15 protein-coding genes are annotated in these 13,992 nt (G+C 61.5%); 11 read left to right on the top strand and 4 right to left on the bottom strand.

What is annotated here, in order from left to right; all coding sequences use genetic code 11:
• Positions 1–112: 112 nt before the first annotated feature.
• Together N5D22_RS26285 and purU are read left to right on the top strand one after the other, a co-directional pair.
• Positions 113–889, top strand: a complete 777-nt coding sequence (locus N5D22_RS26285; RefSeq protein ID WP_279657968.1) for a YbaY family lipoprotein — start codon at positions 113–115, stop codon at positions 887–889.
• 205 nt (positions 890–1,094) lie between these two features.
• On the top strand, positions 1,095–1,979 hold the full coding sequence (gene purU / locus N5D22_RS26280; RefSeq protein ID WP_279657967.1) for a formyltetrahydrofolate deformylase: 885 nt from the start codon (positions 1,095–1,097) through the stop codon (positions 1,977–1,979).
• A gap of 34 nt (positions 1,980–2,013) precedes the next feature.
• Here the strand turns inward: purU and N5D22_RS26275 are convergent, their stop codons facing one another.
• From N5D22_RS26275 to N5D22_RS26260, 4 genes are read right to left on the bottom strand one after another with little or no spacing between them, the layout of a single operon-like run.
• Positions 2,014–2,208, bottom strand: coding sequence for a hypothetical protein (locus N5D22_RS26275; RefSeq protein ID WP_269829932.1), 195 nt, complete (start codon positions 2,206–2,208; stop codon positions 2,014–2,016).
• On the bottom strand, positions 2,205–2,765 hold the full coding sequence (locus N5D22_RS26270) for a hypothetical protein (RefSeq protein ID WP_279657966.1): 561 nt from the start codon (positions 2,763–2,765) through the stop codon (positions 2,205–2,207). The genes N5D22_RS26275 and N5D22_RS26270 overlap by 4 nt, the downstream gene beginning before the upstream one ends.
• Before the next feature lie 28 nt (positions 2,766–2,793).
• On the bottom strand, positions 2,794–4,179 hold the full coding sequence (locus N5D22_RS26265; protein WP_279657965.1) for a sensor histidine kinase: 1,386 nt from the start codon (positions 4,177–4,179) through the stop codon (positions 2,794–2,796).
• Positions 4,176–4,856, bottom strand: a complete 681-nt coding sequence (locus N5D22_RS26260) for a response regulator transcription factor (RefSeq protein ID WP_279657964.1) — start codon at positions 4,854–4,856, stop codon at positions 4,176–4,178. Before N5D22_RS26260 ends, N5D22_RS26265 begins: the two co-directional genes overlap by 4 nt.
• A 63-nt stretch (positions 4,857–4,919) precedes the next feature.
• Between N5D22_RS26260 and N5D22_RS26255 the strand changes: the two genes are divergently transcribed.
• The 9 genes from N5D22_RS26255 (at position 4,920) to N5D22_RS26215 (ending at position 13,903) form a co-directional block, all read left to right on the top strand.
• Positions 4,920–5,999: an ABC transporter substrate-binding protein gene (locus N5D22_RS26255; protein ID WP_279657963.1), complete on the top strand. Its 1,080-nt coding sequence runs from the start codon at positions 4,920–4,922 to the stop codon at positions 5,997–5,999.
• A 306-nt stretch (positions 6,000–6,305) separates the two neighbouring features.
• Positions 6,306–7,250 carry a tripartite tricarboxylate transporter substrate binding protein gene (locus N5D22_RS26250; protein WP_279657962.1) on the top strand — a complete coding sequence of 315 codons (945 nt, stop codon included), beginning with the start codon at positions 6,306–6,308 and terminating at the stop codon, positions 7,248–7,250.
• The gene (locus tag N5D22_RS26245; protein WP_279657961.1) at positions 7,247–7,741 is read left to right on the top strand and encodes a tripartite tricarboxylate transporter TctB family protein; all 495 of its coding nucleotides are present in this window, start codon (positions 7,247–7,249) and stop codon (positions 7,739–7,741) included. The genes N5D22_RS26250 and N5D22_RS26245 overlap by 4 nt, the downstream gene beginning before the upstream one ends.
• 106 nt (positions 7,742–7,847) lie before the next feature.
• Entirely contained in the window at positions 7,848–9,365 is a 1,518-nt protein-coding gene (locus N5D22_RS26240; protein WP_279657960.1) for a tripartite tricarboxylate transporter permease, read from the top strand.
• Between the two features lie 131 nt (positions 9,366–9,496).
• The gene (locus N5D22_RS26235; protein ID WP_279657959.1) at positions 9,497–9,757 is read left to right on the top strand and encodes a hypothetical protein; all 261 of its coding nucleotides are present in this window, start codon (positions 9,497–9,499) and stop codon (positions 9,755–9,757) included.
• 332 nt (positions 9,758–10,089) lie between these two features.
• The gene (locus N5D22_RS26230; RefSeq protein WP_279657958.1) at positions 10,090–11,028 is read left to right on the top strand and encodes a siderophore ABC transporter substrate-binding protein; all 939 of its coding nucleotides are present in this window, start codon (positions 10,090–10,092) and stop codon (positions 11,026–11,028) included.
• A 193-nt stretch (positions 11,029–11,221) separates the two neighbouring features.
• A complete protein-coding gene (locus N5D22_RS26225; RefSeq protein ID WP_279657957.1) occupies positions 11,222–12,187 on the top strand; it encodes an ABC transporter permease in 966 nt (321 codons plus the stop codon).
• Entirely contained in the window at positions 12,180–13,148 is a 969-nt protein-coding gene (locus N5D22_RS26220) for an iron chelate uptake ABC transporter family permease subunit (protein ID WP_279657956.1), read from the top strand. The genes N5D22_RS26225 and N5D22_RS26220 overlap by 8 nt, the downstream gene beginning before the upstream one ends.
• The gene (locus N5D22_RS26215; RefSeq protein WP_279657955.1) at positions 13,145–13,903 is read left to right on the top strand and encodes an ABC transporter ATP-binding protein; all 759 of its coding nucleotides are present in this window, start codon (positions 13,145–13,147) and stop codon (positions 13,901–13,903) included. Before N5D22_RS26220 ends, N5D22_RS26215 begins: the two co-directional genes overlap by 4 nt.
• Positions 13,904–13,992 lie beyond the last annotated feature (89 nt).

The following is a 13,992-nucleotide window of genomic DNA, read 5'->3' as shown; positions in this document are numbered from 1 at the left end:
CACACCAAGTGCCCCGGCCTGCGCCAGCCGAAAAAATCCGGTTCATCGCCCGTTCAGTGCCATTTTCTATCATCCGCTGAAATTCGATCGGCACCAGCACGGAGCAAGCACCATGACCGACAACCAACCTCTTCTTTCGCGCCGCAGTTTTGCCGGTCTCCTGGCTCTCGCCCCGCTTTTTGCGGCGGGCGGCGCGGCTGCCGCACCGGCAAGCCTGCGCGGCAGCGTTTCCTATCGCGAGCGCATCGCATTGCCGCCAGGCGCGACCGTGACAGTGCGCCTGATCGACGTTTCGCTGGCGGATGCGCCGTCGCAGACGATTGCCGAAACCACCATCCGCCCGCGTGGCCAGGTGCCTGTACCCTTCGTGCTGCGTTACGACGACCGCGACATCCGTGGCCGCCGCTCCTATGCGCTGAGCGCCGAAATCCGCGACCGCGACCGGCTGCTCTTCACCACCACGCAGCGTTATTCCGTTCTGACCGGCGGTCGCGACGATACCAATCTGGTACTGGAACGCGTCGGTGCGGGTCCGGGCAGGCCGGAGCCGGAAGCCGGCATCGACGGGCGCTGGCTGGTGCAGGAGATCCGCGGCGAGCGGGTTCGCGGCCGCCGCCAGGCCACGCTGGAAATTTCCCGCGAGGGCCGCGTTTCCGGCAATGCCGGCTGCAACGGCATCGGCGGCGAAGTGAATATCCGCCGCAATCGCGTCGATTTCGGCCGGATGATTTCCACCCAGATGGCCTGCGCGCCTGACATCATGCGCCAGGAGCGGCAGTTCATCGAGGCGCTGGAAGGCGCCCGCTCCTTCCGGCTGGAGCCGCGCCGCGGCACGCTCGAACTGCTCGACGGCCGTGGCCGCACCGCCATGCGGCTGCGCCGCGCCTGAGGCCGGAGAAGCCCCCGGCAAACACCCCGCGCCGCCGTGCTGGCCATGGAACATTCCATGTCGCTTCCGGCACGGCGCGCTCCTCTTTCCCGCCCTATGACTTTGCTGTGTTCGTCTTGACGCTTTGCTCCGCCGCAGAGCTGCGCTATGGAACGCGCCGAACCGCGCCGGCTGATGCCGACGCGACGTCTTTGAGGGAAAACGAATGACATCCTATGTTCTGACCGTGGCCTGCAAATCGACCCGTGGCATTGTGGCCGCGATTTCCGGTTATCTGGCGGAAAAAGGCTGCAACATCGTCGACAGTTCGCAGTTCGACGACCTCGAGACCGGCAAGTTCTTCATGCGCGTCTCCTTCATTTCCGAGGAAGGCGCTTCGCTTCAGGCCATCACCGAGGGCTTCCGGCCGGTGGCGGAAAAATTCGGCATGGAGGCGGATATCTATCCGGATGGCCAGCGCATGAAGACGCTCTTGATGGTGTCGCGTTTCGGCCATTGCCTCAACGACCTGCTCTATCGCTGGAAGATCGGCGCATTGCCGATCGACATCGTCGGCGTCGTCTCCAACCATTTCGATTACCAGAAGGTCGTCGTCAACCACGACATCCCCTTCCACCACATCAAGGTGACGAAGGAGAACAAGCCGAAGGCCGAGGCCCAGCTGATGGACCTGATCGAGACCAGCGGCACGGAGCTGGTGGTGCTGGCGCGCTACATGCAGGTGCTGTCCGACGATATGTGCCGCAAGATGTCAGGCAAAATCATCAACATCCACCATTCCTTCCTGCCCTCCTTCAAGGGTGCGAACCCTTACAAGCAGGCCTATGAGCGCGGTGTGAAGCTGATCGGTGCCACGGCGCATTACGTCACCGCCGATCTCGACGAGGGCCCGATCCTCGAACAGGACACGGTGCGCATCACCCATGCGCAGTCGGCCGACGATTATGTCTCGCTCGGCCGCGACGTGGAAAGCCAGGTGCTGGCCCGCGCCATCCACGCCCATATCCACCACCGCACCTTCATCAACGGCAACCGCACCGTCGTCTTCCCACCAAGCCCGGGAAGTTATGCTTCCGAGCGGATGGGGTGAAAAGTCGCCAGTAAGCCCGATCATCTGACGGCTGCTATCGCCGCACCGTCTCTTGCGATGCGGCACCGGCCTTGTTCTTATCGCGAACGGCTTTGAATGGAGCGAGCCGCTCACGCATTTTTTCGACGATTCTGATCTTCTCGGCAAAAGACAAATTGGCTCGAACACGCCGAGCCTCTGCTTTGCGTGCCAAAATCTCATTCAGCGTGAAGTTGGACGGATTGCTCATGGATTGGAATTTAAATCCAACACATCAGCATGTCCAGTTTTCGCAAGAAATTCCCGCCATTTACCGTCAAGCCCGTGGCGTTTCACGACATCGCGTAGAAGCTCGATGTTTACGGCATTCGCGTCGAGAAATGCAATCACCCGTGCATGATCCTTGTATCTTCCGGTACGGATGGCAATCGCTACCAAATGATGGGCTGAAAGGACGCGGGTCGTGATCTGGCGACCCGAGCCGAAATCTTCGGCAATCTCTTCCGCTTGCTGCAATGCCTCCACATCCAGCGCATCGGAAGCAGGAAGAAACTGAACAGGCCAGCCTTCGATCAGCAGGCCTTCCTTTTCCCATTGGTCATAGCCGCGCGCTTTCAGGTAGGGAACAATTTCACCCAGCGTCACAAGTCCGCCAGGGGATGAGGATGAAAAAGTTATCAAGATATCCAGGTCTTCGGTGACGGTCGGCTCAATATACAAAAGAGCCGCAACCGCTCCGGCAATGACATAGGTTTCAACAATGCCATCATCGACCATGGCGTTTAAAACTTCGAGTGACTTTTCCATCGACATCTTCATGTCCCTCTATCGAAAACTATTCCACGCCACCGAACACCACCCGCGCCCTCAGCCCACGCCCCTCCGCACCATCCTCCAGTGTCAGCCGCCCGCCGAACAGCCCGGCGATCTCTTCGATGATGGCGAGGCCGAGGCCGGCGCCGGGGGCGGCGTTGGCTTCGCCGCGGGCAAAGCGCTGGCGCACCATGGCGCGTTTTTCCGGAGGAATGCCGGGGCCGTTATCCTCCACTTCCAGCCAGACGGCGTCCGTCTCCTTGCCGACACGGACGGTGACTTCCGCCCCGCGCCCGGCATAATTGATGGCGTTGGAAACGAGATTGCCGATCAGTTCGCCGATCAGGAGCGGCTCGGCGGGAATGGTCACTTCGCCCTCGCCTTCGAACCCGAGATCGATGCCGGCTTCGGCCGCACGCGGCACGAAATCGGCCGTCACATTCTGTGCCACCGCCACGAGATCGATTGCGGAAAAATCATGCTTTTCGCTCGAACCGGCGGCGTCGATATTGGCCATGCGCAGCAGCTGGGCGAGGATATGTTCGGCATGGGCGACCGACGCGCCGCCCTTCAGCGCCGCCGCCTGCGCTTCCTCAAGGCTCGCGGCGCGGGCGGAAAGCGCAAGCTGGGTGCTGATGATGGCGAGCGGCGTGCGCAGCTGGTGGCTGGCATTGCCGGTGAAATGCCGGAGCGCATCGAGCGCCGATTGCAGCCGCACCATGAAGGAATTGACTGTTTCCACCAGGTTTTCCACCTCCACCGGCACGGATTGGCGGATGGGGTGCAGGTCGTTCGGGCTACGCTCGGCAATCGCTTCACTGAGCCGGTAAAGCGGGCGCAGCGAAATCGTCACCGCGATCCAGACGATGATCGCCGCCCCGACGATCATCAGGAGTAGGCGCAGCGCCGAGCGCAGGATGATGGCCTGCGCCAGCTGGCTGCGGGCAATGGTGGTTTCGGCGACCGTGACGGAAAAGGGCACGGAATTGATGCCGGTGGAAGCGAAGCGCCTGATGGCGGCGATGCGGATCGGCTCGTCGCGGAACACCGCATCACGATAGGCAGGGGTATCGCCATTCGTATTCTCCACCGTCGGCAGGTTCTGGTAGCCGGTGAGGAATTGCCCGTTCGGCCCGTCGACGCGGTAGAATACCCGGTCCTGTGCGGCCGATGTCAGCATTTCCAGCGCCACATAGGGAATGTCGACTTCCAGCGAGCCGTCTTCTGCCACCACCACCCGCTCGGCAATGGCGAGCGCCGAACCCGATAGCACCCGGTCGGATACGACATTGGCGGTATTGACCGCCTCGCGCCAGGTATCGGTCAGCGCAACGCAGCCGATAATGGCGGTGGAGATGAGAAGCCAGCCTAGAAGTCGCCGCCTGAGCGAATAGGCGGCCTGTCTCATTCAGCCATCTCCGGCAGCTTTTCGAGATAATAACCGATGCCGCGTGCGGTCTTGACAGTCAGCCCGTGGGGCGCGAGACGCTTGCGCAGGCGGCTGACATATTGCTCGATGGCATTGGCGGAAATATCGTCGTCAAAGCCGGTCAGCGACTGCACGATGGCTTCCTTGGCGACGACCTTGCCGGCCCGCATGAACAGCACTTCGAGCAGCGCCACCTCGCGCGCCGGAATATCGAGCGGACGTCCATCGGCCGAAAAAGTGCGGGAATTGAGATCGAACATCACCTTGCCGAAACTCAGCGCCGAGGAGCGCAGCCCGGCATTGCGGCGCAAAAGCACCCGCACCCTCGCCTCGAATTCGGTGATGTCGAAAGGCTTGATCATGTAGTCGTCGGCGCCGAGATCGAGCCCCTTGACCTTTTCTTCCGGCGTGCCGCGCGCCGTCAGGATGAGCACCGCCGCCTTGTCCTGACGCGAACGCATGGAGCGCAGCACCTCGATGCCGTCCATCTCCGGCAGGTTGAGGTCGAGAATGACCAGATCGAAGCTTTCAGCCGCAATCGCCGCATCGGCGGAAGCGCCATCCGACACCACGTCCACCGCATAACCGCTGCCGCGCAGCAGCGCTGACAGCCCTTCCGACAGCACCTGATTGTCCTCGACCAGCAAAATACGCAAATCTACCCTCCCGCAATGTTCCTGAATTTAACCAAGCCCTTGCCGCTTGTGAATGCGTACGGCATGATCTTTTCCATGCGTATCTGCCTTCTCTTCTGTCTCTGTCTTTGCATGGCCTCGCCCGCGCTTGCGCAGGTCGCCGTCTTTCCCGCCCCTTCCGGCAAGGCGGATGCCGAAACGCTGGTGGTCTATTCCTCGCTGGATGAGCCGCTGGCAACGCCGATGATCGAGGGTTTCCAGAAGGCCAATCCCGATATCGCCGTCCATTACGAGGATATGCTGACGGGGGAAATCTACGACCGCATCGTGAAGGAAACCGACGCCGGAAAGAAGACCGCCGATTTCGCCTTTTCATCCGCCATGGATCTGCAGGTGAAACTGAGCAATGACGGTTATGCCCAGCGCTCGGATCTTGCCATGAGCGCCCGCTGGCCCGCCTGGGCGAACTGGCGCAATACCGCCTATGCGCTGACCTTCGAGCCGGCAGTCTTCGTTTATCACAAGCCGAGCTTCACCACCGAAAAACCGCCCGCCACCCGTGCCGAATTCGTCGACTATCTCGAACGCCACGCAAAGGAAATCCACGGCCGCATCGCCACTTACGACATCGAACGCTCCGGCGTCGGCTTCCTGTTCATGTCGCGGGATCAGGAGCAGTTCGGTGATATATGGAGCGTCATCAAGGCCATGGGCGCGGCGGGCGTGAAGGTCTATTCCACCTCCTCGGCCATTCTGGAGCGGGTTTCCGACGGTCGTTTCGTGCTCGGATACAATATTCTCGGCTCCTATGCGGCGGACTGGGCCTCGCGCCACCCCGATGTCGGCATCGTGCTGCCGAAGGACTATACCGTCGTCATGTCGCGCATCGGTCTGGTGCCGGAAGCCGCCGCCAACCCGGCGCTCGGCCGCCGTTATCTCGAATTCTTCATGTCGAAGGAAGGCCAGACGATCATGGCCCGGCAGTTGCAAATCCCGGCCGTCAGCCCGGAGGTGGCGGGAGAAAACACCGCCAACACCATGCAGGCCATCCACGGCGCGCAATTGCGCCCCGTGCCCGTCAGCCCCGGACTGATGGTCTATCTGGACCAGGTCAAGCGCAGCCGGCTGATCGAGCGCTGGAACGAGGCGCTGCGCTCGCAGTAGGTTCCCCCCATTCCTGTGCTCGTCGCAGGAATCTAGCCATCCCACACGCCACAGTGGACGCCCAGCACAAATTAATAGAGAGTAAATGCGCAAGGACTTGCGTAGCGTCAGTTAGATGACAGCTTTTTGTGATGCTCTGCAATTCTTCTTCATTCCGTGGAGGCGGAAGAAGATGCGGGAGGAAATCTTGAGGATTGCCAAGGCCCAACGCTGACTCTTCAGCGCCGGCACAGATGCGCCCTGAAGCCCCCTTCCGCATAAACGAAAAACGACGCCCAAAAGGGCATCCTGAGGAGGGTTTTCTAAGTGAAACATTTTCTTATTAGCACATTTCTGGCGGGCATGATCGCCCTTCCGGCGGCTGCGGCGGATTACACCATCATCGCGCCGGCCAACCCCGGCGGCGGCTGGGACCAGACCGCGCGCTCCCTGCAGACCGTGTTGCAGGAAGAGGGCATTTCCAAGAGCGTTCAGGTGCAGAACGTACCGGGCGCCGGCGGCACCATCGGCCTTGCGCAGTTCGCCAGCCAGCAGAAGGGCAATGCGAATTCCCTCATCGTCGGCGGCTACGTGATGGTCGGCGCGATCCTCACCAACAACGCGCCTATCACGCTCAAGGAAGTGACCCCTATCGCCCGTCTGACGGGTGAATATGAAGCCATCGTCGTTCCGGCGTCCTCGCCGCTGAAGACCATCGGCGACCTCGTCGACCAGCTCAAGAAGGATCCGGGCAGCGTGTCCTGGGGCGGCGGCTCCGCCGGCGGTGTCGACCACATCACGGTCGGCCTGATCGCCAAGGCGGCCGGCGTCGATCCGACCAAGATCAACTACATCGCCTACTCCGGCGGCGGCGAAGCGCTTGCCTCGATCCTCGGTTCGCAGGTGACTGCCGGTATTTCGAGCTACGGCGAATTCGAAAGCCAGGTCAAGGCCGGCACATTGCGCCTGCTGGCCGTTTCCAGCGAGGAGAAGATCGAAGGGGCTGACGCGCCGACGCTGAAGGAAAGCGGCCTCGATGTCGTCGTTCAGAACTGGCGTATGGTCGCCGCTCCTCCCGGCCTGACGCCGGAACAGGAAAAGGCCGTCAATGCCGATATCGAGAAGCTGACGAAATCCGCCAAGTGGCAGGAAACCCTGAAGACCAAGGGCTGGATGGACACCTACCTCGCCGGTGACGAATTCAAGGCGCAGCTCGCCAAGGATACCGACGCCACCGCCGCCATCCTCAAAGACATCGGACTGGTAAAATGAGCCAGGGTTCCAACCCTTCGCAGCATCAAAAGCGCCGCCCTGACTGGGCGGCGCTGGCGATCGCCGTCTTCCTCGTCCTCATCGCCTCAGTGATCTTCTGGGACAGCGCCCGTCTCGCCAGCGTCACCGGTTATTCCCCGGTCGGCCCGGCGACTGTGCCTTACGCCATCGGCTTCTGTCTTGTCGGCCTGGCGCTCTGGACGGCCATCGAGGCCTGGCGCGGCGATTTTCCCGAACGCGACAAACAGGAAATCGCCCCGGTCATCTGGGTCGTCGCCGGTCTCGCCGCGCAGATGCTGCTGCTGAATGTAGCTGGTTTCTCCATCGCCACCGGTCTGCTTTTCGCCTTTACGGCGCGCGCCTTCGGCAAACGCAAGCTCTGGTATTCGATCCCCATCGGCATCGTCCTGAGCTTTTTCATCTGGTTCGTCTTCGCGCGGCTGCTGCAGCTTTCGCTGCCCGCCGGGCCTCTGGAACGGCTGTTCTTCTGACAGCCATTCCGACCAAAATTCGAGATCACAGGAACAGCAGGCGCGCGATGACGCGACCGCCCGCCGTTCCGCCCGCCCATCGGGTCCACTTGGGGGACATCTGTCCATGAGTACCTTTGAATTCCTGCTGCACGGTCTTGAGGTTGCCGCCCAACCCATGAACCTGCTCTATGCGCTGATCGGCGTCACGCTCGGCACCGCCGTCGGCGTTCTGCCCGGCATCGGCCCGGCGCTGACCGTGGCGCTGCTTCTGCCCGTCACTTACAGGCTCGACCCCGCCGGTTCGCTCATCATGTTCGCCGGCATTTATTACGGCGGCATGTATGGCGGATCGACCACTTCGATCCTGCTCAACACGCCTGGCGAAAGCGCCTCGATCGTGACGGCGCTCGAAGGCAACAAGATGGCCCGCAAGGGCAGAGGCGGCCCGGCGCTGGCCACCGCCGCCATCGGCTCCTTCGTCGCCGGCCTCATCGCCACCATCGCGCTCGCCTTCATCGCGCCCTATATCGTCAAGCTGGCGCTGGTCTTCGGCCCGCGTGAATATTTCGCGCTGATGGTGCTCGCCTTCGTTACCGTTTCCTCCGCTTTCGGGGATTCGGCGCTGCGCGGCCTCACCTCGCTGTTCATCGGCTTTGCACTCGCCATCGTCGGCATCGACCAGCTGACCGGCCAGACCCGCATGAGCTTCGGTATTCCCGACCTGCTGGACGGCGTGGAAGTGACGACGCTTGCGGTCGCCATGTTCGCCATCGGCGAAACGCTGTTCATCGTCGCCCAGGGCAGCACCGGCCCGGACAAGGTCGAAGCCGTGAAAGGCTCCGTCTGGATGAGCGCGCAGGACTGGGCGCGTTCCTGGAAAGCCTGGCTGCGCGGCACGCTGATCGGCTTCCCCATCGGCGCCATGCCGGCGGGCGGCGCTGAAATCGGCACCTTCCTGTCCTATGCGACCGAAAAGAAACTGACCAAATATCCGGAAGAATTCGGTGAAGGCGCCATCGAAGGCGTTGCCGGTCCGGAAGCCGCCAACAATGCGTCGGCCGCCGGCACGCTGGTGCCGCTGCTGACGCTCGGCCTGCCGACGACGGCGACCGCCGCCATCATGCTCGCCGGCTTCCAGCAATATGGCCTGCAGCCCGGCCCGCTGCTGTTCGCCACCAATCCGCAGCTCGTCTGGGGCCTGATCGCCAGCCTGTTCATCGCCAACCTGATGCTGCTGGTTCTGAACCTGCCGCTCGTCGGTCTCTGGGTGAAGCTGCTGACCATCCCGAAGCCGTGGCTTTACGCCGGCATCCTGCTGTTTGCGACGCTCGGCACCATCGGCGCCAACCCGTCAGTGTTCGAACTCGGCATGCTGCTCGCCTTCGGCATCCTCGGCTATATCATGCGCATCTTCGGTTATCCGATTGCGCCTGCGGTCGTTGGCCTCATCCTCGGTCCGCTTGCGGAACAGCAGCTGCGCCGCGCGCTCGCCATCGGCCAGGGCGATCCGGTCGTGCTGTTCACCTCGCCGATTGCCGTTGGCCTCTTCATCGTGGCAGCCGCCGCCTTCATCATCCCGCTGATCATGCGTATCCGCGGCCGTGGCGAGGTGCTGACGCAGCTTGCCGCCAACGAGGATTGAGAAACCAAGAGCCTCCCAAGGCAACTGGCCCCGTATCCTGCCGGATGCGGGGCCTTTTTTATTCACGCCAACGGGATGTGTGATGCAGATGCGGCCATGATATGATTCTGCCTCGAATGCAGGAGAAAGACATGCGCAAGATCGCGATCATGATGGTTCTGGCCCTTGCCGGCTGCGCCACCGCAGCCCCCGAGGTGGAACCCATTCCCGGCAGCATCACCTATGGCGGACAGCCGCGCACCAAATTGACCAAATCTCCCATCGGCAGCACGCTCAGCAATGAATTCGTGATGGGCGACGGGCGGCTGGCGATTGAGACCTACCGGATACAGCCGGATCGGTCGCTGAAGCTGGAAAGGCGCGAAATCGTCGGCGACTGGCCGCCGGATTGAGACGCGGCTGTCTTGATGGTAAAACAGACGGATAAAAGGGCCACCACGAAATTGGCCCGGCCTCTCCTCACCCTCAACGTCATCCTCGGGCTTGACCCGAGGATCCATCACCCCACCGCAGTGGATCCTCGGGTCAAGCCCGAGGATGACCAGGAAGAGGTTAGAGCAAATGTTTCAGTGTCCGCACATTTCCCGCTCACCGCAATTCAGAACCGTTCTAAAACATAATTTTGATTTCCGCCGACCTTGCCAATAAAGCTGATAGCGAACATCAAGTTAACCCGGCGGGACGCTTTCCGCCGGTCCGGAACCATATTGCAAGGGACATATACGTGGCCATCAACTTCACCTTCCCCGTTCGGCTGCTGGCGGCAGCGGCCTTCAGCCTCGGCGCGATGACGGCAGGCGCTGAGGAAATGACGATCAAGCACGCGCAGGGCGAAACCGTGCTGAAGGCGGCGCCGAAGAAGGTTCTGGTTCTCGATATTCCCTCGCTCGACAATCTCGATGCGCTCGGCGTCGAGCCGGCAGGTGTCGTCGGCTCCAACCTGCCCACCTATCTGCAGAAATATGCCGATGGCAAATATCTGAAGGTCGGCACGCTGTTTGAGCCCGATTACGAGGCGATCAATGCGGCCGAGGCCGATCTCGTCATCGTCGGCGGCCGTTCGCGGGCGAAATATCCCGATGTCGCGAAGATCACGCCCGCCATCGACATGTCGGTGGATTCCAAGGAATTCATCGGCAGCGTCAAAGCCAATATCACCAAGCTCGGCGATATCTTCGGCAAGCAGGAAGAAGCCAGGAAGCTCGATGCCGCCATCGATGAAAAAGTCGCCAAGCTGAAGGAGATCGCGCCCAATTCCGGCACGGCGATGATCCTCGTCACCAATGCCGGCAAGGTCGGCGTCTACGGTCCAAGCTCGCGCACCGGCTGGCTGCACACCGAAATCGGCTTCAAGCCGGTGGCGGCCGACATCGATGACCGTTTCGACCGCGGCGATGTCGTCTCCTTCGAATATCTGGCCGAGGTCAATCCCGAATGGCTGTTCGTGATCGACCGTGACGCCGGCATCGGCCGCGCCACCGACCCCGGCAAGGCGGCCGCGCAGGTGCTGGACAACGAGCTGGTGCACCAGACCAACGCCTGGAACAAAAAGCAGATCGTTTATCTCGATCCGCAGGCGGCCTATATCGTCAGCAGCGGTTATACGGCGCTCTCCACCCTGCTCGATCAGGTCTACAAGGCCGTCTCCGAGAAGAAATCGTAAAAGCCTCTAGGCATCCGCTTCTGAAGGCTGCTCCACACCCGACGTCATCCTCGGGCTTGACCCGAGGATCCATCGCGCGTCAGGTTGTGGATCCTCGGGTCAAGCCCGAGGATGACCAAGGAGAGGTCGGACACCTGTTTCGGCAGCCTGCCAAGCCACCGGGAGCTTTCACCATTTTCGAAAAACCGCCAACGTGAAATCCCTGTCCCTCATCCTTGCCCTTCTTCTGGCCTTGACGCTCGCCATCGTCAGCCTGTTCGTCGGCGTGAGCAACGTTTCGCTCACAACGCTTTTCGCACCGGACACGAGTGCAGACGCGCTGCGCGTGCTGCTTGTCAGCCGCATTCCGCGCACGCTGGCGCTGATATTGGCCGGAAGCTCGATGGCGATTGCCGGGCTCATCATGCAGATGCTGGTGCGTAACCGCTTCGTGGAACCTTCGACGGCGGGCACCACCGAATCCGCCGGCCTCGGCCTGCTCACCGTCACCCTTCTTGCACCCGATACGCCGATCTTCGGTAAGATGCTGGTAGCCGCCGTCTTCGCGCTCGCCGGCACCGCGCTTTTCCTGCGCATCCTGCGGCAGGTGCCGTTGCGCGACGTGTTGCTGGTGCCGCTGATCGGCATCATGCTCGGCGGCGTCATCTCCGCCGTCACCACCTTCTTCGCCTATCGTTTCGATCTCCTGCAATCGCTGGGCGCATGGATGACGGGGGATTTTTCCGGCGTGCTGCGCGGCCGTTATGAATTGCTGTGGGTCGGCTTCCTTTTCGCCATCGCCGCCTATCTCGCCGCCGACCGCTTCACCGTGGCCGGCATGGGCCGCGACTTCACCACCAATCTCGGTCTGAATTATCGCCGGGTCATGGCGCTCGGCCTCACCATCGTCTCGCTGGTCAGCGCCGTCGTCGTCGTCACCGTCGGCATGATCCCTTTTCTCGGCCTGATCGTGCCGAATGTCGTCAGCCTGATGATCGGCGACAATATGCGCCGCTCGGTGCCCTGGGTGGCGACGCTCGGCGCGGTCTTTGTGCTTTCCTGCGACATCATCGGCCGGACCGTGCGCGCGCCTTACGAAATACCCATCGGAACCGTGGTCGGCGTCATCGGCAGCGCGCTGTTCCTCTATCTCCTGCTGCGGAAACGCCACCATGCATGAGAGACATCCCGAAAGGCGCGCAAAAACCGTTCTGCTCGTGCTTGCGGCAGTCGCACTCATCTCCATGGCCGCCTTCATGACGCTCGGCGCAAAAGGGAGCTGGAGCTTCGTGCTGCCATTTCGCGGCATCAAGCTTCTGTCGCTGCTGCTGGTGGCCTATGCCATCGCGGTCTCAACCGTGCTGTTCCAGACGGTCACCAACAACCGCATCCTCACCCCTTCGGTGATGGGTTTCGACTCGCTTTATGTGCTGATGCAGACCGGGCTGATCTTCGTTTTCGGCTCGGCAACCGTCGTCATGATCGATCCGCAGCTGAAGTTCATTGTTGAAACCGCGCTGCTCGTCGCCTTTTCCACCCTGCTCTATCGCTGGCTTTTCGTCGGCGCGGAACGCAGCCTGCATCTTCTCGTGCTGGTCGGCATTGTCTTCGGCGTCTTCTTCCGCAGCCTCTCGGGCTTCATGCAGCGCGTGCTGGACCCGAATGAATATACGGTGCTGCAGGATGTGCTGTTCGCCAGCTTCAATTCCATCGATCCTACGCTTCTTGCCGTCTCCGCCGTCATCATCGGCGTGGTGACCATCATCGGGCTCAGGCTGGTGCACACGCTCGACGTCCTCTCGCTCGGCCGCGCAACGGCCATCAGCCTCGGGGTCGAATACAAGCGTACGGTCACCATCATCCTCGTGCTGGTCTCCGTGCTGGTCGCCGTCTCGACCGCGCTCGTCGGCCCGATCATGTTCTTCGGCCTGCTGGTCGCAGCCCTTGCCCATTATCTTACCGGCAACGGCAAACACGCCTATGTGCTGCCGGCGGCGATCCTTATCGCCGTGATCTGCCTCGTCGGCGGCCAGGTGGTGCTGGAGCGGGTTTTCGCCTTCGATACGGCGCTCTCGATCATCATCGAATTTCTGGGCGGCATCGTCTTTATCGGTCTTATTTTGAAGCGGGGTGCGCGATGATCATCGCCAGTCAGATCAGCAAATCCTATGGCGACAGCCTCGTCGTCGATGGCGTCTCCGTCTCCATTCCGGCAGGCGGCGTCACCTCCATCATCGGGCCAAACGGTGCAGGAAAATCGACCCTGCTTTCCATCGTCGCAAGGCTGATGTCGATGGATGCCGGAACCGTGACGGTGGACGGTCTGGATGTCACGAAAACCCCTTCCGACATGCTGGCTAAGCGGCTCTCCATATTGCGGCAGGACAACCACATCTCCTCGCGCCTGACGGTGCGCGATCTTGTCGGTTTCGGCCGTTACCCCTATTCCAAGGGCCGCCCCACCATCGAGGACAAGGTCCATATCGACCGGGCGCTGGAATATCTCAATCTCGAAACCCTGGCCGACCGCTTTCTGGACGAGCTTTCCGGCGGCCAGCGTCAGCGCGCCTTCGTGGCCATGGTGCTGTGCCAGGATACAGATTACGTGCTGCTCGACGAGCCGCTTAACAATCTCGACATGAAACACGCATCCGGCATGATGAAGATCATGCGCAAGGCCGCCGACGAGTTGAAGAAGACCGTGGTTCTGGTGCTGCACGACATCAACTTCGCCTCCTGGTATTCCGACACCATCATCGCCATGCGCGAGGGCCGCATCTGCCATCAGGGGCCGGCGGAAGAGATCATCCGCCCGGACGTCCTCAAGGACATCTACGACATGCCAATCCGCGTCAATGAGATAGACGGCCGGCGCATCTGCCTGTTTTACGAATGACATGATGATTGTGCAGGATTTTTGCTGTCCTGGTGCCTGGCATGGAACAGGGCCGCAGGCCCGGGCGTTAAACGACGGACTTTTCCAAA

Source organism: Agrobacterium sp. GD03872 (genome assembly GCF_029840625.1).
GTDB lineage: Bacteria > Pseudomonadota > Alphaproteobacteria > Rhizobiales > Rhizobiaceae > Agrobacterium > Agrobacterium fabrum_A.
The sequence above is the reverse complement of the archived record's forward strand: the minus strand, read 5'-3'. Positions and strand labels throughout refer to the sequence as shown.

Coding starts and splice junctions, on each gene's coding strand:
- N5D22_RS26215 (WP_279657955.1), top strand. CDS start 13,145: ATGATCATCGCCAGTCAGATCAGCAAATCCTATGGCGACAGCCTCGTC.
- N5D22_RS26255 (WP_279657963.1), top strand. CDS start 4,920: ATGATCTTTTCCATGCGTATCTGCCTTCTCTTCTGTCTCTGTCTTTGC.
- N5D22_RS26285 (WP_279657968.1), top strand. CDS start 113: ATGACCGACAACCAACCTCTTCTTTCGCGCCGCAGTTTTGCCGGTCTC.
- N5D22_RS26270 (WP_279657966.1), bottom strand. CDS start 2,765: ATGGAAAAGTCACTCGAAGTTTTAAACGCCATGGTCGATGATGGCATT.
- N5D22_RS26220 (WP_279657956.1), top strand. CDS start 12,180: ATGCATGAGAGACATCCCGAAAGGCGCGCAAAAACCGTTCTGCTCGTG.
- N5D22_RS26275 (WP_269829932.1), bottom strand. CDS start 2,208: ATGAGCAATCCGTCCAACTTCACGCTGAATGAGATTTTGGCACGCAAA.
- N5D22_RS26235 (WP_279657959.1), top strand. CDS start 9,497: ATGCGCAAGATCGCGATCATGATGGTTCTGGCCCTTGCCGGCTGCGCC.
- N5D22_RS26240 (WP_279657960.1), top strand. CDS start 7,848: ATGAGTACCTTTGAATTCCTGCTGCACGGTCTTGAGGTTGCCGCCCAA.
- N5D22_RS26245 (WP_279657961.1), top strand. CDS start 7,247: ATGAGCCAGGGTTCCAACCCTTCGCAGCATCAAAAGCGCCGCCCTGAC.
- purU (WP_279657967.1), top strand. CDS start 1,095: ATGACATCCTATGTTCTGACCGTGGCCTGCAAATCGACCCGTGGCATT.
- N5D22_RS26265 (WP_279657965.1), bottom strand. CDS start 4,179: ATGAGACAGGCCGCCTATTCGCTCAGGCGGCGACTTCTAGGCTGGCTT.